Here is an 18,473-nt window from a genome sequence, read left to right as displayed (position 1 = left end):
CCACATCATGAGCAACCAGCCGTACGGGTACGAGGGCCACCAGGGACAGCAGGGCTACGACGCCTACCAGCAGCCGCAGGCGGAGCCTCAGCAGTACGCGGCCCAGCCTCAGGCACAGCCGCACTGGCAGGGCCACGACGAGAACCAGGCCGCCCACGCCCAGCAGTACACCCAGCAGTGGGAGGGCCAGACCTGGGAGACCCAGATCCAGCCCGCCACCCCACCCGCCGCCAACCTGACGGAGACGGCGTACCTGCCCCCGCAGCCGGAGGGCCGCCCGTACGGGCAGCAGGGTCAGCAGGGCCCGTACGGCCAGCACGGGCAGCAGGGCCAGCACGGCCAGCACGGGCAGCAGGGCCAGCACGGGCAGTACGGACAGAACGAGCAGTACGGGCAGCACGCGCAGCACGCGCCCCAGGTCCATCCGCAGGCCCAGCAGGCCCAGCAGGCCCAGCAGGCCCAGCCGCCCCAGCAGGCGCAGCCCCGCATCCAGCCCCCGGCCGACCCCGCTCCGGTGGCCGCGCCCGGCTACGGCCCGCCCACCCTGACCGGCAACACCCGGGTCACCGACGCCCAGCGGGCGCGGGCCGAGGGACGGTCGCCGATCATCGAGCCCGGGATGCAGCCGGCGCTGATCACGGCCGCACTGGGTCTGCTGCTGGCCGGCGCGGCGGCGATCGGCGCGTACGCCCTCGCCGTACCCCTGGTGATCCTGCAGGCCGTGACCGCGGCGGGCTGGTTCCGGCTGAACGGCATGTGGCCGGCCCGGCAGGGCATCGTGCTGGCCTTCGCGGGCGCCCTCGCGGCGGACGCGGCCCTGTTCGCGGCCGGCCGGGAACACGCGCCCGCCGCGATCCTCGGCACGCTCGGCGTCTGGGTGCTGCTCTGCCTCGTGCTGGGGCTGCGCAGCCACGCGGACCCGGACGAGCGGATGTACGGCCTGATGGCGACGGTGGCCTCGTCGGCGCTGTCGATCATCGCGACCGGCTATCTGGGGGCCGTGGCGGACGCGGTGACGGTGGGCGGAGTCGCGGTGGCGGTGGCCGTCCTGGCCCGCGCCCTGCCCCTGCCCACGCCGGCCTCGGTGATCGTCTCCCTGCTGGCGGCCACCGGCGCGGGCATCGCCGTCGGCGGTGCGACCGACCTGGGTACGTCCGGCGCGCTCCTCGGCGCAGTGGCGGCCCTCTGCGCCCTCGTCGGCCACCGCGTCGCCGCCTACGACTACCCCTCCCGCTTCGTCCACTTCACCGCGGGCGTCGCCCTTCCCCTGACGGCGGCGGCCCCGGCGGTGTACCTGCTGGGCCGCGCGCTGGGCTGATTCCAGGGGAGCGGGGAACCCCGGGGACGGCCGCGCCGAACCCGCGCCCGCCCTGTCACAGCTGATCAACAAGGCTTGACGAACCCACCCCGACCCACACCCGCCGGATTACTCTCGCGTAGAACGGCCACTCTGGTCGTTGAGGCCGGAACGACCGCCGAGTGGACTACGTGGGGAACACCGAGACATGCGCGCACTGCGAATACTTGTCATCGTCGCCGTGATCCTGGGCGGCCTCTTCGTGATCGCGGACCGCGTGGCCGTCGGCTTCGCCGAGGACGAGGCGGCCGAGCAGCTGAGGACCAGCGAGGGGCTGGCGAGCACCCCGGACGTGTCCATCAAGGGCTTCCCGTTCCTCACCCAGGTCGCGGGCGGCGAACTGGACGACGTCGAGGTCGGCATCGAGAACTTCGAGGCGAGCACCGGCAAGGCCGACGAGAGCATCCGCATCGCCGATCTGAAGGCGAACATGCGCGGCGTCGCCTTCTCCAGCGACTACAGCTCCGCCACGGCCGCCAGCGCCACCGGCACCGCGACCATCGCCTACGACGAGTTGCTCAAGGCCGCCAAGTCCGAGCCCACCGATGTCGGCCTCGGGTTCACCGCCCGCGTCGTCGGCCTCTCCGACGGCGGCAAGGGCAAGATCAAGGTCGCGGTCGAGATCGACCCGCCGGCCCTCGAACCCCAGACCGTCTCCGTCCTCAGCAGCGTCAGCGTGAAGGGCGACACGGTCGAGGTGCAGGCCGACTCCCTGCCCGCCCTGGGCGGTGCCGATCTCGCCGAGAACGTGGTCCGTTCGATCACCGACTTCCAGCAGGCCATCGACGACCTCCCCGGCGGCATCAAGCTCGACAAGGTCGAGGCGGCGCCGGACGGCGTGGAGATCACGGTGCGGGGTTCGAACGTCAGGCTGGCCGGGTAGGACGTCGGCGACCGAACCGGCGGCGTCCAGGAAGCGAGACGCCGCCGTCCGTACCGTAGATGTGATGACGGCTACACCGGCCCGTCGGGCCTGGCACGGCGGCTCCGTCGGCCCACTCATCCCGCATTCCGGACGATCGCGTCTCAGAATACGACATGCCGGTGACACGCCCGCCTGTCCGTCCCTACGATCGACCATCATGAAGCGACAGGCGGATCTCACGAAGCGGCGGGCAGTAGACCTGTGCCGCGTCGCCGCCATGCTCTGTCGCGCTTTCTGAGTGGCAGCCACGACTGCCGCATTCCCCGTCGCCCTGCCCAGCCAGGGCACACCCGTGCGCGCCCGGCCCGACCGCCGTCAGGCGCCTCGCACGCCCCGCCGCAACTGCCCCGGAGGAGAAAGAGCATGAGCCGCAGCGACGTCCTGGTCGACGCAGACTGGGTCGAGGCCAACCTCGACGACCCGAACATCGCCATCGTCGAGGTCGACGAGGACACGACCGCGTACGAGAAGAACCACATCAAGAACGCCATCCGGATCGACTGGACGAAGGACCTCCAGGACCCGGTACGCCGTGACTTCGTCGACCAGGAGGGCTTCGAGAAGCTCCTGTCGGAGAAGGGCATCGGCAACGACACCCTCGTCGTCCTCTACGGCGGCAACAACAACTGGTTCGCGTCGTACGCCTACTGGTACTTCAAGCTGTACGGCCACGAGAACGTCAAGCTTCTCGACGGCGGCCGCAAGAAGTGGGAGCTGGACGCCCGCGAGCTGGTCGACGAGGTGCCGGCGCGCCCCGCGACCGCGTACAAGGCCAAGCCGCAGAACACCGCGATCCGCGCCTTCCGTGACGACGTCGTCGCCGCGATCGGCTCGCAGAACCTGGTCGACGTGCGCTCGCCCGACGAGTTCTCCGGCAAGCTGCTCGCCCCGGCCCACCTGCCGCAGGAGCAGTCGCAGCGTCCGGGCCACGTGCCCAGCGCCCGCAACATCCCGTGGTCGAAGAACGCCAACGACGACGGCACCTTCAAGTCGGACGAGCAGCTCAAGGAGCTGTACGCCGAGGAGCAGGTGGACCTGGCGAAGGACACCATCGCCTACTGCCGTATCGGTGAGCGCTCCGCGCTGACCTGGTTCGTCCTGCACGAGCTGCTCGGCGTGGAGAACGTCAAGAACTACGACGGCTCCTGGACCGAGTACGGCTCCCTCGTCGGCGTCCCGATCGAGCTCGGCGCCAACAAGTAGGACCGGCGGCCGGCAGCACCCGTAGTACCGGTAGCACCCGCAGCACCAGCAGTAAGCGAACACCCCGTTCATCCCGACCGGCCTTCCTTCCGGTCAGACCCTTTCAGGAGAAAGACATGTGTGGAGCGAAGGCCGGCGGCCCGGACGCCTCGACGATCAAGCCCGGTGAGACCACGATCCAGGGTCAGGTGACCCGCGACGGCGAGCCGGTGACGGGTTACGTCCGTCTGCTGGACTCGACCGGCGAGTTCACGGCGGAGGTCCCGACCTCCGCGACGGGCCAGTTCCGCTTCTACGCGGCCGAGGGCACCTGGACCGTCCGCGCGCTCGTCCCCGGCGGCACCGCCGACCGTACCGTCGTCGCCGAGAAGGGCGGCCTGGCGGAGGTCGCGATCGCCGTCTGAGACAGCCGCCGCGAACGGCTGAGGCGTTCGTCCGAACGGCTGAGGGCCGTACCCCGGGTTCCGACCCGCGGTACGGCCCTCAGCCGTGAGCGGGCCTACCCTGGACACATGTACGCCCGCCGGCGCCACGTGTACTTCGCCATGATGGGCACGTGTCTCGCCCTCTTCGTCCTGGCCTGGGGCGTCGTGCGCCTCTGGTCGGTCCAGGTCGCGGTCGGCATGTGCGTGGTCGCCATGGTCATCCCGCCGCTCGCCGCCGTCGTCGCCAACCGGCGCGGCCCCGACGACCGCTGGTGGGACGACCCCTCCGGCGACCCGAAGTCCGACGAGTGGTGGGACGAACTGGACGGCAAGAAGCGCCCGAGGAAACAGCCTTGACCGTTCCTTTGCAGTGAGCGGGAGTGAGTCCGCCCACTGGCACGCCCCGAACGGTCTTGGGCGCACTGGTCGTCCGCTTTCACAACCGGGCGGCGACACGGATCCTGTCCGTGGTCCGATCCGGAAGGGCGGAGTTCCTCACGACCTGGCCTGTGGATGCAGCCAGAGGCGACGGGGAGGCCCTGAACCATCACTCCGGTGGAGCAGGGGCCCCGCACGCTGGCACCGCACCCGGCGTCCCAGATCGCACGATCACGCTAACCCGGACGGCCCAGGGCACCGCAAGCCTGCGGGCTGACCATCACACGATCGAGCTAACTCGACCTCGTGCACACTCCCTAGCGAGCAGCTACGAACCCTTGCTGGACGGGCGTCTCAGTAGCCGGACGCCAGAAGGATGCCAGAAGGACGTCAGCCGGGCGTCTCAGTAGACGAGCGCCTGGGTGTCGTCCGCCAGCGCCTCCTGCACGAACACCTGCGCGCCCGCGATCCGTACGCCCTTGATGACGTCCTGCTCGGTGATGTCGCGGCGGGCGGCGCACTGGGTGCACAGGGTGAGGCGGCCGCCGGCCAGGATCGAGTCGAGCAGGTCGGGGAGCGGGGCGGCGTGCGGCAGCTCGAACTCGGCGGCCCGGCCCGGCAGCGCGAACCACGCGGACTCGCCGGTCAGCCACAGGGACACCTCCACCCCGCTGGCCACGGCCACGGCGGCCACCGTGAAGGCCTGGGAGCAGCGTTCGGGGGCGTCCGCCCCGGCCGTCACCTTGATCACGAGCTTCTTCGCCATGGCCGAATGGTAGTCCGAATCGTAATCAATGCCCGCGCAACCCGGTGCGTCGGCCGTGGGTCTCCTGTGCGCGGATACGGAATCCGCGCTTCACGTTCTGTGGGGGATCGCCTTGGAAGTCGCGGAAGTACCTGAACTGCCGGAAGCGCCGGAAGCGCCGGAAGCGCCGGTAGTACCGGTAGTGCAGGAAGCACCGAGAGTCTCTGAAGTGCCCGATGCCGCCGAGGTGGTCGTGGCGCCGGCGGAGATGGCTGAAGCTCCTGTTCCCGCCGACCGGCCGCGGCGGCGGCGTGGACGTACGGCGGCGCTGATCGCCGGGGCGGCCGCCCTCGGGCTGGTGGCCGGGACCTGCGCCGGCTTCCTCGTACAGGCCGACCGGGAGCCCACCAAGCTGCCCCCGCTGTCGCAGCCGGTGCTCGCGCAGGCGAAGGGGAAGGGGCCCGAGCCGCTCTCGGCCGAGCAGGACCGGAAGGTGCGCACCGACGGTGACCTGCGCAAGCTGCTGCTGAAGAAGCCGAAGGGCGCGACCGAGTCCGGGACCGTGACGGGTGGCGACGGCTGGGTGGACATGGCCGGCTACGCGGGCTTCTTCAAGAAGCCGGACGGCGCGTTCACCTCGCTCGTGGAGGAGGAGTTCCGTCGGGCGGCCGTCACCGGCTGGCGGGTCGGCAGCACGTTCCAGGTGGAGATCCGCCTCGTCCAGTACCACCAGGAGGAGTTCCTCGGCGCCTCCGGCAATGCCGAGAACGGGTACTACTGGGCCGGCGACGAGGACGACACCGACAGCTGGCCCATCCCCGGCACCGGCGACGGCATGGCGTTCGTCCACAACCAGCCCGAGATCGAGTCCGGGTATCTGCCCTACTACACCGCCGAGGCCCACGCCTGGCGTGGCGACATCGCCCTCGAAATCTGGCTCACCGACACCAAGCCCATCCCCAAGTCCAAGATCCTCGACGTGGCCGAGCGCCAGATGGAGCGGCTGTGAACGAGACTTCTCCGAAGGTTCCGGCCGATTCAGGCCGTCCGCCATTCGAGGACGCGGCCGAAGGCCGAGCCACCACCCACGCCCCCGCGGACGAATCCGCCGAGCCGCAGCTCCCCCGCGGGGGTCCGGAGGCGCGGCCCCCAGGGAGGGGAACGGGTGAGGGCGGCGGGGGCGGGAAGACACCCCGCCGACGCGGCCGTATCGCCGCCCTCGCCACCTGCGCGCTGCTGCTCGCCACCACCATCGGCGCCGTCGGCTACACCGTACGAACGGTCGACGCCGCCGACCGAGACCCGGGCGCCCCCCTCTGGAAGTTCCCGAAGGCCACGGCCGAACAGAAGAAGGCCCCCGCCCGGACCGGCCTCGCCGCCATGCTCGTCCCCTACGACGACGCCTGGACCCGAGGCCCGGACATCGGCGAGTTCGGCTCCGACGCCGCGCTCAGCGGCGCCCAGGCCACGGACCTCCGCAAGGAGTCCCTCCGCGACCTCCCCCGCTCCCAGCGCCGCCAGCTGGAACGGCAGATCGACCGGCAGGACATCCAGGGCATGGCGATGCGCAGCTATCTGGGGCAGGCCGAGTCGCTCTCCTCGGAGGACACCTTCACCGCGAGCGTCGAACTCGTCCAGATGGACAAGGGCACGGTCAACGACGTCGCGACGTTCCAGAAGGACTTCCTGGAGATCTTCGACGTCTTCCGCAAGGGCCCGAAGATCGAGGGCCGCAAGAACGCGAGCTGTTTCCTGCCGCCGAAGGACGCCGACGTCAAGCTCGACGCGGTCTTCTGCATCGCCGCCCAGGGAGACGTCCTGGTCACCGTCGACGCGTACGGCGTCAAGCCGATGGACACCAAGGCGGTCGCCCGGCTCGTCCGCGAGCAACTCGACCGCATCGACGAACCGGGGGAGGCGGTATGACCGACCAGCAGACGACGACGGACGGGGAAGGCCCCACCGTGGACCAGAGACAGGCCCCGCCCGCCGGCCGGCAGACAACCGCACAGGCCCCGGCCATCCCTGCTGAGACGCCGACGGCCGTACAGGACCAGCCGGCCGCCGTCGACCAGCAGGCCGCTCCCGACGCGCAGTCGGCCGCCGTACCCGTACAAGCGCATTCCGCTGCCGACGCGCAGGACACGGCCGCCTCCGTCCAGAAGCAGCCGACCCCCCAGCCGTCGGACGCCGTACCACCGGCCTCCGCGTTCTCCGTCCCCGAACCTCCGCTGCTCCCGCCCTCGCCCCTCCCCACCGCATCCCCGGTCAAGAAGGACCGCCGCGCCCTGCGGGCCGTCCTGCGCTGGACCGCCGCCGTCGTCGTGTTCGCGGCGGTCGGGACGGCGGCCGTGACCGGGGTCATCGGCATGGAACGGACGGACGTGCCGGGCCTGGCGACGGAGTCGGACGGGCGGTGGGAGTACCCGACGCTGACGAAGCCGGTGTTGCCGTCGGGCAGCCCGGGCCCGTTCGCGGAGACGAACAAGGCGGGGACCCACCACGTCGACCTGCGGGACCTCGTCCTGCCGGCGCCGAAGGGCGCGAAGCCGGACACCGTGCTGGGCGGCGCGGACGGCTGGCTGCCGACGAAGGACTTCCTCGCGGAGTTCGCGCCGGAGGACGACGCCGTGGACGAGCTCGACCAGGTGTTCACCGACTACGGCCTACGGCACATCGCCGCCCGTGGCTGGACCACGCCAGACGGCACCCGCACCCGTATCTACCTGCTGCAGTTCAACACGGCGGTCGTCGCGGACGCGGTGTTCTCGGTAGAGCTGACCGGGTACGGCAGCCCGCGCTACGACCTGCGTGGCATCGACGGAACCGTCTCCCGGGACGAGGACTTCCCCGTACGCTCCGAACTGCTCGACATCGAGCGCGCCGCGTACGTCGAGAGCAAGCCGTACGGTGAGGAACAGGTGCGGCAGGCGTATCTCTCCGCCGCCGACACCCTCGCCGTCGTCGTCCAGTCCAGGAAGGGCGCCACCGAGGCGATCCCCTTCCAGCAGACGGTCGTCCTTCAGAGCCAGCTCCTCGACTGAGCAGAACGCGGAACCCGGCGAACCGCCCCGGGCCCCAGCACGTAAGCTGGGGCCCGGCCTTGTGTAGTACCGAACCTCCGCTCATCCGAGGAGCACCCCGTGGAGATCTTCTTCGAAGCACTGCTGGTCCTGGTCTGCGTCGGCGTTCTCGCCTTCACCGGCCTGGCCGTGAAGAAGCTGTACCAGGGCCAGCGCTGACCCACGTCAACGACTCCAGGAACCGCCACTCATGATCGAGATCCCGTCCGACCTGCACAAGGACCTCGTCCCCCTCGCCTTCCTGCTCGGCGACTGGGCGGGCGCGGGTGTCCATGACTTCCCCGGCTCGGAGAAATGCAACTTCGGCCAGGAGGTCACCTTCTCCCACGACGGCCGGGACTTCCTGGAGTACCGCTCCCACACCTGGGTGCTCGACAACGACGGCAACAAGGTCCGCCCGCTGGAGACCGAGTCCGGCTTCTGGCGTGTGGACGCCGACCGCAAGGTCGAGATCGTCATGACCCGTCACGACGGCGTCGTCGAGGTCTGGTACGGCGAGCTGGCCAAGCAGAAGCCGCAGATCGACCTGGTCACGGACGCGGTCGCGCGGACGGCGGCCTCCGGTCCCTACAGCGGCGGCAAGCGGCTGTACGGCTATGTGCACAGCGACCTGATGTGGGTCGGCGAGAAGTCGACCCCCGACGTCGAGCTGCGCCCCTACATGTCCGCGCACCTGAAGAAGGTCGTCACCCCCGAGGACGTCGAGCGCTGGGCCAAGGCCCTCCCCGACGACATGCCGGACGACGGCATCGCCTTCTTCAAGTAGGCCCACACCGAGTGGGTCCACCCGAAGTGGTCCTAGACTCGTGGTGTGGTGAGCACCGACTGGAAGAGTGACCTCAGGCAGCGCGGCTACCGGCTGACGCCGCAGCGGCAACTCGTGCTCGAAGCCGTGGACACCCTTGAGCACGCGACCCCCGACGACATCCTCGTGGAAGTGAGGAAGACGGCGTCGGGGGTCAACATTTCCACGGTCTACCGGACCCTGGAGCTCCTGGAGGAGCTCGGGCTGGTCAGCCACGCCCATCTGGGGCACGGGGCGCCGACGTACCACCTGGCCGACCGGCACCACCACATCCATCTCGTCTGCCGCGACTGCACGAACGTGATCGAGGCGGATGTGTCGGTGGCGGCGGACTTCACGGCCAAGCTGCGCGAGACGTTCGGCTTCGACACGGACATGAAGCACTTCGCGATCTTCGGCCGCTGCGAGGACTGCTCCCGCAAGTACTCCACAACCGAGAGCTCTCCCACCAAGAGCTCGACTGCCAAGAGTTCAACTACCGAGTCGTAGGCTTAGGCGTATGAAGAGTCCTCTGCTGTCCCTGCCCGGAGCCGTCGCCGCCGAGGGCGTGGACGAGGATGTCGCCGCCCACTACGGCGACCTGTTCCGCGAGCAGCGCGCCCTCGCCGACGGCACCGGCTTCGTCGACCTCTCCCACCGGGGCGTCCTCGCCGTCTCCGGCGAGGACCGGCTCAGCTGGCTGCACCTGCTGCTCACCCAGCACGTCAGCGAACTCCCCACCGGCGAGGCCACCGAGGCGCTGATCCTCTCCGCCAACGGCCACATCGAGCACGCGCTGTACCTGGTCGACGACGGCACGACCGTATGGGCCCACGTCGAGCCCGGCACCCAGGAGGCGCTGCTCGCGTACCTGGAGTCGATGAAGTTCTTCTACCGGGTCGAGGTGGCCGACCGGACGGGCGACGTCGCGGTCGTCCACCTCCCGGCCGGTTCGATCGCCGACATCCCGGAGGGGACGGTCGTGCGGGAGACGCCGTACGGCCGTGATCTGTTCCTTCCGCGGACGGACCTGGAGTCGTACGCGGAGAAGGCGGGCCCCGCGGTGGGCCTGCTCGCGTACGAGGCGCTGCGGGTCGAGCACCACCGCCCCCGGCTCGGTTTCGAGACCGACCACCGCACCATCCCGCACGAGCTGGGCTGGATCGGTACGGCCGTCCACCTGCAGAAGGGCTGCTACCGGGGCCAGGAGACGGTCGCCCGGGTCCAGAACCTCGGCAAGCCCCCGCGCCGCCTCGTCTTCCTCCACCTCGACGGCAGCGAGGTCCATCTCCCGCCGCGCGGCGCGGAGCTCCGCCTCGCCGACGACGGCCCCGACGGCCGCAAGCTCGGCTTCATCACGACGTCCGTACGCCACCACGAACTGGGCCCGGTGGCGCTGGCCCTGATCAAGCGGAACGTCCCGGTGGACGCCAGGCTCCTGGCCGACACCACCGCGGCGGCCCAGGAGACCGTGGTCGAGCCGTAGGCAGGGCTTCCCGGGGCGCGGGGGCGTCCCGGAGTGGCGGCCTCCGGTCCCGGAGCGGCGGCCTCCGCCTACATCTCCAGCAGCACCGTGAACGGCCCGTCGTTCGTCAGCGACACCCGCATGGACGCCCCGAACCGCCCCGTGGCCACCGTCGCCCCCAGCGAGCGCAGCTGCGCGACGACCTCCTCCACCAGCGGCTCGGCGACCTCCCCGGGGGCCGCCGCGTTCCAGGTGGGCCGCCGCCCCTTCCGCGCGTCGCCGTACAGCGTGAACTGGCTGATCACCAGCAACGGCGCGTCCACATCGCTGCACGACCTCTCGTCGTGCAGCATCCGTACCGACCACAGCTTGCGCGCCAGCTGCGCCGCCTTCTCCTTGGTGTCCTCGTGGGTCACCCCCACGAGGACGCACAGCCCCTCGCCCTCGATCTGCCCGACCGTCTCACCGTCCACGACGACGCTCGCGCCGTCGACCCTCTGCACCACCGCACGCATGCCGACCATCATGCCGCCGACGTCCATCGGACGTGCGCGAGGGGGTCCCCCTTACGGGGGGTTTGTGATCACGGGGGTTTGAAGAGTGCTTTGCCCGGTCTTTCTCATTGATCCATTACCGACCATTCGGGGTGGATCGCGGGGACTCGGTCACCTGGTGGCCACCGAGAGTGGCACGATGCTCACACACACCGGTCGAGGGGACGGTTGAGGCGCATGAGCACATCGAGTACCGGGCAGCCCCCGGGCACTGCGACATTTGACCGTACAAGTCCGGGGCCCGGCCCCGGCGTCCGCCGGCCACCGGTCCAGCGCACGGACAGCGACCCACTGCCGCCGCCTGACCCGGCCGAGCGCGACCTGCCCCGGCTGCGGCTGCCCGAACTGCGCACCCTGCGCCGGGACGCCCAGCGGGACGAGGCGGACCTCAGCTATCTGCGGCGGCTGCTCCAGGGCCGTATCGACATCCTGCGTGCCGAACTCGCCCGCCGGGGCGGCGCGGCGGACGGGGCCCCGGGAGAGCCCTCGGCGCTGGTCGACCGTCTTTCGGCGATCCTCACGGACGCCCCGGCCCGGCACCGTTCCTCGGCCCGCCACGTCACCGTGGGGACGCCGTACGGCGAGGAGTTCCGCCGGCTCGCCGCCGAGATGCTCGACGAGGTCGGGCTCTCCGACCTGGAGGCACGCACCGACGACGAACTCACCGCCGGCCTCGCCCGCCTCGTCCACCACGAGCGACAGATCTCCGGCCGCCGCCAGCACCTCCAGCGCACCGCGGACGACTGCAGCGCCGAAATCGGCCGCCGCTACCGCGAGGGCGAGGCCCAGGTGGATGACCTGCTCATGTGACCGGCGGACACGCACCCTGGAGGACAGGCCCGAAGGGCCGTCCTCCAGGGGCGCGGGGAACTGCGCGACCAGCCCCCACCGGACCCGCGCCTGGGGGTCGAAGGGGCGCAGCCCCTGGGGGGAGGGACGGGTAAGGGCGGCGGGGGCGAGGAAAACCCCGAGACACACCGCGGAGCGCCCCCCTAGCGTGGCCCCATGAGCTCCTCCCACGACATAGCCGTGCGCCCCGTCACCGAGGACGAGATCCCGGCCTGGCTGAACGCCCTGAACACCGGCTTCCTCCGCGCCCCGGAATCCCTCTCCGAGCAGGAGCTCAAGGACCGCTCGGCCCACATCGACCCACCCCGCACCCTCGGGGCGTTCGACGCGTCCCGCTCCCGCACTCCCCTCACCCCCGCCGACACCACGCAGGTCGTCGCGACCTTCCGCTCCTTCCCGCAGGAGCTGACCGTGGTCGGCGGCCGGACCGTCCCCGCCGACGCCATCTCGAACGTCACGGTCAGCCCCACCCATCGCCGCCGAGGCCTGCTGAGCCGGATGATGGCCCACGACCTCACGGCCGCGAAGGACCGGGGCGACGTCGTCGCCACCCTGATCGCCGCCGAGTACCCCATCTACGGCCGCTACGGCTTCGGCCCCGCCACCTGGACCACCGAGTGGACCGTCGACGTACCCCGCACCGGTCTGGACCCCCGCTGGTCCGGCCCGGCGGACGGCGGCCGGGTCGACCTCGTCGACGGCGCGGCCGTACGCGCCCTCGGCCCCGCCCTCCACGACCGGCTCCGCCGTGCCCAGCCCGGCGCGGTGAGCCGCGACGAGCGCTGGTGGCGGGTCAACACGGGCGACCTGCGGACCCACACCCCCTGGACCGACCCGTTCTACGCGGTGTACCGCTCGGCGGCCGGCGAGATCGAGGGCCTCGTCTCGTACGAGGCGGACGACACCTGGCAGATGAAGCAGCCGCAGAACACGGCGGACGTCAACTGGCTGATCGCGACGACCCCGGCCGCCGAGCGCGCCCTGTGGCACTACCTCTGCTCGATCGACTGGATCACCAAGGTCAAGTCGGGCTGGCGGGCCCCCGACGACCTCCTCCCGCACTTCTTCCCCGACCCGCGCGCCGCGAGCCTCACCACCCAGGCGGACTGGCTGTGGGTGCGGATCCTGGACGTCGTCCGGGCGCTGGAGGCCCGTACGTACGCGGGGACCGGGGCGCTGGTGCTGGAGGTCGTCGACAGGGACGGGTTCGCGGACGGGCGCTACCGGCTGGACGCGGGCCCGGACGGGGCGAGTTGTGTGCCGACGGGCCAGGACGGGGACCTCGTGCTGGAGGCCGCGGACCTGGCGGCGCTGTGGCTGGGCGACGAGTCGGCCGTACGGCTCGCCGCGCTCGGCCGGGTGCGGGAACAGCGGAAGGGCGCCGCCTCCGTAGCCGACGCCCTGCTGCGGACGTCCAGGCGCCCGTGGTGCCCGGACATCTTCTGAGACCTTTCCTGGTGTGTGTGCGGTATCCGTAGCTGTTCAGTTGTGGTTGTGGCTGCGCATTCAGTTGTGGCTGAACCATTCAGTTGTGGCTGTGCGGACCGGTCGAACTCCCGGCTCCCCTCCGGAAGGGAGGTCGATCGGTCGGTCTGGGTGTCGCTCCCGATGTCACTCTCGGTGTCGCCAACCATCTGAAAGTTTGACCATGTTGTGAAAGTTGGCGACCAACTCCACCGTACTTATCTCCGCTTGGAGTCGTCTCATAACCACCTTCCCACGAACTGCCCTAAGATGGCGAGAAGTTGTAGTGTTTGTTCGTGGAGCGGGAACGAACGGCCGTCGATGGGCGGAAGTCGTCACAGCGGCCCCAGAGGTCACATCACGAGGTGGCCGACGTGTTGCGCGGCCGGATCAGGTCCGGCGAGCTGCGACCGGGGCAGCGCATGCCCACCCAGGCGAAGCTGGCCGACGAGTTCGGCGTCGAGCGCGGAGCCGTACGGCAGGCCTTGCGCATCCTGCAGTCGGAGCACCTGCTCACCAACGTTTCCAAGGGCAGCCCGGCGACTGTCGCCCCAAGCCGGGGAGCGGCGGCCCTCGGCGGGCCCGGAGCGGCCCCGCGGCCCACGATGGTGGAGCTTGCCCCCCGCATATCCGCCGCCTTCGCGGCCCCGCATGTGAAGATCGACGCCCTCTGCCTGACGTCCGTGTCCCTCACGCTCGCCGTGGGTGAGCCGTTGCGCGAGATTCACGCGGGGCGCATAAAACCGGCCAGGGTCGACGTCCGGGTGATGCTGCCCAGCCGTGACATCCCGCTCGCCTTCCCGGCCCCGGTCGTCGCCTCGGCCGACGGCCGGCTGCAGCGCCGCTGGCTCGCCCAGCGCAACGCCCAGGGGCAGGTCCTGAAGCACAACCTGCTGGCGTTACGGTCCACGCACGGCGTCGACGTCCATGTCTCCTTCCGCGCGCTGCCCTTCACCCCACCCGTGAAGCTGTACCTCCTCAACGAACGGGAGGCGCTGTTCGCGTACTACACGATCCAGCGGAAGGAGGCCGAAGTGGACAGTGAGCACCTGGAGATGTACGACGCCGAGGGCACCCAGTCCACGCTGTTCGCGTTCGAGCGGAGCGCGGCCGCCGCCCCGCGGGACACGACCTTCGTCGAGCAGTCCCGCCTCTGGTTCGACGCGCTCTGGGAGACCATCAGCTCCGACCTGCTGCTCACGACCTGACGGGGGTCGTACGGGGGTCGTACGGGGGTCGGACGGGCCCGTGCGGGCCCGGCGGCGGGCCTCACATCGCGGGCCCGGCGAACATCAGCGCGAGGATGACCGCGCCGATGGAGCTGCATGTGTGGTTGTTCGCCTTCAGCCCGATGGTGAGGAACAGCAGGCCGACGAATCCCATCGTGCCGAAGCGCCACTCGACGAATCGCTGGAAGGCGAGGACGGCGAGGGCGGAGATGAGGGCGATGGCAGCGGGCATGGTGGTACCTCCTCCGAGGGGCTGGGCGACCGGGGCCGGCGTGGGGGGAACTTTCGCCAACTTGACCAAGTTGGCAACCAACTTTGTTTAAATGGTTCCCACTTGGTCTATGTTCATAACCACCTTCCCGTGAACTCCCCAAAGATGGGTGCTAGTTGTAGCGTTTGGTCGTGACCCAGGAGAACGTTGCAGTGAACGGCAGCAGAAAGCTCTCGTCCCAGGAGATCGCCGCCACCCTGCGGGACCGCATCCGCGGTGGCGACCTCAGGCCCGGCGAGCGCCTGCCCACCCAGGCCGAACTCGCGGAGGAGTTCGGCGTGGAGCGCGGCACGGTCCGTCAGGCCCTGCGCGCCCTGCAGGAGGACGGGCTGCTGAGCAACGTGAGCAAGGGGAGCCCGCCCAGGGTCGCCGAGGCCGGCCATGCCGCGAGGGACGAGCCGCAGCCGACGATGGTGGGCCTCGGCCCCCGCCTGGCCGAGGCCTTCTCCGCACCGCACGTCCGCGTCGACGCGGCCTGCCTCACCGCCGAGACCCTGATGATGGCCCTCGGTGAACCGGTCCGCCGCATCCACGAGGGAACGATCCGCCCCGAGTCCATCGACGTCCGCATCCTCCTTCCCTCCCGGAAGATCAACCTGGCGTTCCCGGTCCCGGTGGAGGCGCGCGGCGAGGACGACGAGGAGGACCCCGTCCACAAGCGCTGGCTCGACCAGCGCAACGCGCAGATCCGCGTCCTGCGCCACAACCTCCTGGCCCTGCGCACGTCCCACCAGCTCGACGTCCGCGTGGCCTTCCGCGCCCTGCCCTTCACCCCGCCCGTCAAGCTCTACCTCCTCAACGGCCGGGAGGCGCTGATCGCGTACTACATGCTCATGCAGCGCGAGGAGCAGATGGCGGACGGCCCCCTGCAGATGTACGACGCCTTCGGCACCCAGTCCCTCCTCTTCTCCTTCGAGAAGGAGACCGGCCCCCGCGACGCCGCCTTCGTCGATCAGTCCCAGCAATGGTTCAACGCCCTCTGGGAAACCATCACCACGGACCTGACACTCTCCTAGTGACTCCTGATACGGCGCAGACTGAACCGGTGACAGTAGAGACAGAGTCCCTTCGAGAACTGATCACTCCCGTCCGCTTCGTGCTCTGGGACCTGGACGGGCCGATCTGTCGACTGTTTTCCGGGCATCCCGCGCACCAAGTGGCCCGAGACCTGGTCACGTTGATCGACAGGCGCGGGCTGGGCGGCCTGCTGACGGAGCGGGAACGGAGTACGGCCGACCCCCAGGTCGTCCTCCTCGGTCTGGGCCGCCGCCACCCGAGCAGCGACCTGATCATCGACCTGGAGAAATGGCTCACCCAGCAGGAGCTGACCGCCGCCCCGAAGGCGTACCCCACCACCTGGGCCGACCCGCTCATCCGGACCTGGTCGCGGCGGGCCCGATTCGCCATCACGACCAACAACTCGGCGCTCGCGGCCGCCCGTTACATCGACACCCGCGGCCTCGCCGACTGCTTCCCCTATATCTACGGCCGCACGCGCGACCTCGACCTCATGAAGCCGCACCCCCACATCCTGCGCCAGGCCCTCAACGCGATGGGCGCCGACCCCTCGCGCTCCCTGATGCTCGGCGACGCCCCGACCGACTTCGAGGCGGCCCGGGACGCCGGCGTCCCCTTCCTGGGCTACGCGCGTAACGAGCGCAAGCTCAAGGCGCTTCTGGAGGCGGAGGTCCCGCCCGAGCACATCGTGAACTCACTGAAGCCCGTCCTGGACATCCTGCGTACCCGACTACCGGATCAGGCCTGAACCATCAGCAGGACGAAGAAGAGCGCCGCCCAGCAGGCCGGGCGGACATGACCGACCCGGAGAGCCACGGCCGCCATGAGCAGGAGTACGAGCCCGAGGGGGCCGAGCGTCCGCGAGACCAGATGACCCGCGGTGAACTGGACTGCTGCCACCACCACTTCCCGTAGAAACATGTTCTCCACCCCGTTCTGCCGACTGCCTCACCGACCAGTCCAATTGGTCGGTGATTGACCTGTGATTGGTATTCCCGATTGGGCTGATCCCTTAACAGGCAGTCCAGTTGGAGCGCTGGTTGGCTGGAACTGGTTTGCTTGACGGTCGTGGGCGGTACGGTCGGGGTGTGGGTGATGAGCGGACCGGCGAGGGCGGCGGCAGCAAGTTCGGGCGGGCTCTGGAGACGCTGCGGGCTCGGATAGGGGACGGCACCTATGCGGTGGGGGCGTCCCTGCCTCCGCAGCGCGAGCTGGTCAAGGAGCTCGATGTCTCCCGCCACACCCTGCAGCGGGTCCTGACCAGGTTGAGCGAAGAGGGCTGGGTCGAGTCCCGCCAGGGGAGCGGCACCCGGGTACTGAGTGCTCAGCGGGTGCCGCCCCGGGCAGCGGGCAGGGTGACTCTGCGCTCGTTCTTCGATCATGCCTTCGAGCAGAGTGAGGTGCTCCTGGACATCAACACGCTGACGTCGGAGTCCGTGGGTACGCACATCCGACTGCAGGCCGAACGGGTCCGCGACCGGGAGATCACCCCCGAGCGCATCGTCCTGCGCATGCTGCTGCCCCGGGAGTCGATGTCCCTGCCGTATCCGGCGGCCAAAGGGTCCGATGAGGACACGCGACCTCAAGAACGCCTTCGTGGGATCACCCGGGTGCATGAATCATCTCTGCGAGAGGCGCTGGAGGATCTCCAGCGAGAAGGCCTTGTCCCGCGTGTCGACGTCGCGATCCGGCACGCGCCGCTGACGCCGACCTTCAAGGTGTATCTGCTCAACCGGACCGAAGCGCTGCACGGCTTCTACCAGGTGGTCGAGAGAGAGATCGAGGTGGACGGCGAGGGGATCGAGGTCCTCGACGTACTCGGACTGGGCGCCACCCTGACCCACCACGCCGGGGACACCGATCCGTCGTCGCAGGGGACCGTCTTCGTAGAGGCCGTCCAGGCCTGGTTCGACTCGGTCTGGAACCTGCTCACGGACGAGAGCGACTGACCGTCAGGGACGAGAGCGACTGACCGTCAGGGGGGCGCACGCCGCGATGAGCTGGGCATGTGACCCGACCACGCCCCGCGCACCCTCGCGGAGCAGGAGCCGGCCCCGCTCGTGATCCGTCGCGTAGCCCAGGAACCCGACCCCGGCGGCCGTGGCGGCCCGGAGGTCGGTGAGCTGGTCGCCGACCAGGACGGCGTGGGCCGGGCTCATACGGCTCAGAGTCCGCAGGGCCCTGTGGACCGACGCCGGGTCGGGCTTCATACGGCGCGGTTCACGAGGATCACGGCCGCAGACCGCCTCGAACTTCCGGGACATCCCGTGAAGTTCGAGAAACTTCCGCACAGGTCCCTCGGCGTTGTTCGTCACGATCGCCAGACGCTTCCCGTGACCGAGCAGGGTGTCCAGCAGCAGGTGGATCCCCGGTGCCGGCACGGCGGAACCCGCGGCCTCGTACTCGTACCGCGTGACGATGCCGTCCGCCGCGCCCAGGGCGGCCGGGTCGAGGACGCCATCCCTCTTTCGGTCCAGCATGTCCCTGAGGAGATGAAGGACGCCGTGCGAGTCGTCGCATGCCTCGACGGCGGGATCGAGTGCGTTCCACTTCCTCCGCGCCATGGCCTTGATCTCCCCGGCGATGGGCTGGGTGGACCGCCCGGCGAACAGGTCGCAGACGGGGCCGTCGAAGTCGAGGAGGACGGCTCGGGCGCTGCCGAGCAGCCGCCGCAGGCGAAGCGGATCGGTCGTCCCGCCGAGCGTGGGATTCATCGCTGTCATC

The 18,473-nt window shown here is 70.1% G+C and carries 22 protein-coding genes; 17 read left to right on the top strand and 5 right to left on the bottom strand.

Features of this window, described 5'->3' with window-relative positions:
- Positions 1-7: 7 nt before the first annotated feature.
- From OG272_RS23565 to OG272_RS23545, 5 genes are all read left to right on the top strand, one after another.
- Entirely contained in the window at positions 8-1,318 is a 1,311-nt protein-coding gene (locus OG272_RS23565; protein WP_405894749.1) for a hypothetical protein, read from the top strand.
- A gap of 187 nt (positions 1,319-1,505) precedes the next feature.
- Entirely contained in the window at positions 1,506-2,240 is a 735-nt protein-coding gene (locus OG272_RS23560) for a DUF2993 domain-containing protein (RefSeq protein WP_327728958.1), read from the top strand.
- A 405-nt stretch (positions 2,241-2,645) separates the two neighbouring features.
- Positions 2,646-3,485, top strand: coding sequence for a sulfurtransferase (locus OG272_RS23555; RefSeq protein WP_326581305.1), 840 nt, complete (start codon positions 2,646-2,648; stop codon positions 3,483-3,485).
- A 116-nt stretch (positions 3,486-3,601) separates the two neighbouring features.
- On the top strand, positions 3,602-3,889 hold the full coding sequence (locus tag OG272_RS23550; protein ID WP_019755963.1) for a DUF1416 domain-containing protein: 288 nt from the start codon (positions 3,602-3,604) through the stop codon (positions 3,887-3,889).
- A gap of 108 nt (positions 3,890-3,997) precedes the next feature.
- A complete protein-coding gene (locus OG272_RS23545; RefSeq protein ID WP_326581308.1) occupies positions 3,998-4,267 on the top strand; it encodes a DUF3099 domain-containing protein in 270 nt (89 codons plus the stop codon).
- A gap of 424 nt (positions 4,268-4,691) precedes the next feature.
- Here OG272_RS23545 and OG272_RS23540 read toward each other — a convergent pair whose 3' ends face one another.
- A complete protein-coding gene (locus OG272_RS23540) occupies positions 4,692-5,054 on the bottom strand; it encodes a DsrE family protein (RefSeq protein WP_326581310.1) in 363 nt (120 codons plus the stop codon).
- 208 nt (positions 5,055-5,262) lie between these two features.
- Here OG272_RS23540 and OG272_RS23535 point away from each other — a divergent pair, with 208 nt between their 5' ends.
- From OG272_RS23535 to OG272_RS23510, 6 genes are all read left to right on the top strand, one after another.
- Entirely contained in the window at positions 5,263-6,042 is a 780-nt protein-coding gene (locus OG272_RS23535) for a hypothetical protein (protein WP_405894747.1), read from the top strand.
- A complete protein-coding gene (locus OG272_RS23530) occupies positions 6,039-6,959 on the top strand; it encodes a hypothetical protein (protein WP_405894746.1) in 921 nt (306 codons plus the stop codon). The genes OG272_RS23535 and OG272_RS23530 overlap by 4 nt, the downstream gene beginning before the upstream one ends.
- On the top strand, positions 6,956-8,077 hold the full coding sequence (locus OG272_RS23525; protein WP_405894744.1) for a hypothetical protein: 1,122 nt from the start codon (positions 6,956-6,958) through the stop codon (positions 8,075-8,077). The genes OG272_RS23530 and OG272_RS23525 overlap by 4 nt, the downstream gene beginning before the upstream one ends.
- 229 nt (positions 8,078-8,306) lie before the next feature.
- A complete protein-coding gene (locus tag OG272_RS23520; RefSeq protein ID WP_326581315.1) occupies positions 8,307-8,882 on the top strand; it encodes an FABP family protein in 576 nt (191 codons plus the stop codon).
- 45 nt (positions 8,883-8,927) lie between these two features.
- Complete coding sequence (locus OG272_RS23515; RefSeq protein ID WP_326581317.1) at positions 8,928-9,410, top strand: transcriptional repressor; 483 nt, start codon at positions 8,928-8,930, stop codon at positions 9,408-9,410.
- Between the two features lie 10 nt (positions 9,411-9,420).
- Positions 9,421-10,386 carry a folate-binding protein gene (locus OG272_RS23510; protein ID WP_326581319.1) on the top strand — a complete coding sequence of 322 codons (966 nt, stop codon included), beginning with the start codon at positions 9,421-9,423 and terminating at the stop codon, positions 10,384-10,386.
- A 68-nt stretch (positions 10,387-10,454) separates the two neighbouring features.
- On the opposite strand, the gene dtd is transcribed toward OG272_RS23510, so the two are convergent.
- A complete protein-coding gene (dtd, locus tag OG272_RS23505; RefSeq protein WP_326581321.1) occupies positions 10,455-10,880 on the bottom strand; it encodes a D-aminoacyl-tRNA deacylase in 426 nt (141 codons plus the stop codon).
- A gap of 216 nt (positions 10,881-11,096) precedes the next feature.
- Here dtd and OG272_RS23500 point away from each other — a divergent pair, with 216 nt between their 5' ends.
- The 3 genes from OG272_RS23500 to OG272_RS23490 all read left to right on the top strand — a co-directional run bounded on the left by OG272_RS23500 (position 11,097) and on the right by OG272_RS23490 (position 14,440).
- Complete coding sequence (locus OG272_RS23500) at positions 11,097-11,729, top strand: AmfC protein (RefSeq protein WP_327728960.1); 633 nt, start codon at positions 11,097-11,099, stop codon at positions 11,727-11,729.
- A gap of 195 nt (positions 11,730-11,924) precedes the next feature.
- Positions 11,925-13,214, top strand: a complete 1,290-nt coding sequence (locus OG272_RS23495) for a GNAT family N-acetyltransferase (RefSeq protein WP_326581325.1) — start codon at positions 11,925-11,927, stop codon at positions 13,212-13,214.
- Positions 13,215-13,522: 308 nt separating this feature from the next.
- Positions 13,523-14,440 carry a winged helix-turn-helix domain-containing protein gene (locus tag OG272_RS23490; RefSeq protein WP_405894741.1) on the top strand — a complete coding sequence of 306 codons (918 nt, stop codon included), beginning with the start codon at positions 13,523-13,525 and terminating at the stop codon, positions 14,438-14,440.
- A 61-nt stretch (positions 14,441-14,501) separates the two neighbouring features.
- Here the strand turns inward: OG272_RS23490 and OG272_RS23485 are convergent, their stop codons facing one another.
- On the bottom strand, positions 14,502-14,693 hold the full coding sequence (locus OG272_RS23485; RefSeq protein ID WP_327728961.1) for a hypothetical protein: 192 nt from the start codon (positions 14,691-14,693) through the stop codon (positions 14,502-14,504).
- A 164-nt stretch (positions 14,694-14,857) separates the two neighbouring features.
- Here OG272_RS23485 and OG272_RS23480 point away from each other — a divergent pair, with 164 nt between their 5' ends.
- Together OG272_RS23480 and OG272_RS23475 are read left to right on the top strand one after the other, a co-directional pair.
- Entirely contained in the window at positions 14,858-15,748 is an 891-nt protein-coding gene (locus OG272_RS23480) for a winged helix-turn-helix domain-containing protein (RefSeq protein WP_326581329.1), read from the top strand.
- 29 nt (positions 15,749-15,777) lie between these two features.
- Positions 15,778-16,497 carry an HAD-IA family hydrolase gene (locus tag OG272_RS23475; RefSeq protein WP_327728962.1) on the top strand — a complete coding sequence of 240 codons (720 nt, stop codon included), beginning with the start codon at positions 15,778-15,780 and terminating at the stop codon, positions 16,495-16,497.
- On the opposite strand, the gene OG272_RS23470 is transcribed toward OG272_RS23475, so the two are convergent.
- Positions 16,488-16,649, bottom strand: a complete 162-nt coding sequence (locus OG272_RS23470; protein WP_327728963.1) for a hypothetical protein — start codon at positions 16,647-16,649, stop codon at positions 16,488-16,490. The genes OG272_RS23475 and OG272_RS23470 overlap by 10 nt on opposite strands.
- Positions 16,650-16,837: 188 nt before the next feature.
- Here OG272_RS23470 and OG272_RS23465 point away from each other — a divergent pair, with 188 nt between their 5' ends.
- Positions 16,838-17,698 (top strand): winged helix-turn-helix domain-containing protein, encoded by an 861-nt coding sequence (locus OG272_RS23465; RefSeq protein WP_327728964.1) that lies wholly within the window; start codon positions 16,838-16,840, stop codon positions 17,696-17,698.
- Between the two features lie 3 nt (positions 17,699-17,701).
- Here OG272_RS23465 and OG272_RS23460 read toward each other — a convergent pair whose 3' ends face one another.
- Entirely contained in the window at positions 17,702-18,472 is a 771-nt protein-coding gene (locus tag OG272_RS23460) for an HAD family hydrolase (protein WP_328223507.1), read from the bottom strand.
- Position 18,473 lies beyond the last annotated feature (1 nt).

The sequence above is a fragment of the Streptomyces sp. NBC_00104 genome, assembly GCF_045160825.1.
In the GTDB taxonomy this organism is placed as follows: domain Bacteria; phylum Actinomycetota; class Actinomycetes; order Streptomycetales; family Streptomycetaceae; genus Streptomyces.
The sequence above is the reverse complement of the archived record's forward strand: the minus strand, read 5'-3'. Positions and strand labels throughout refer to the sequence as shown.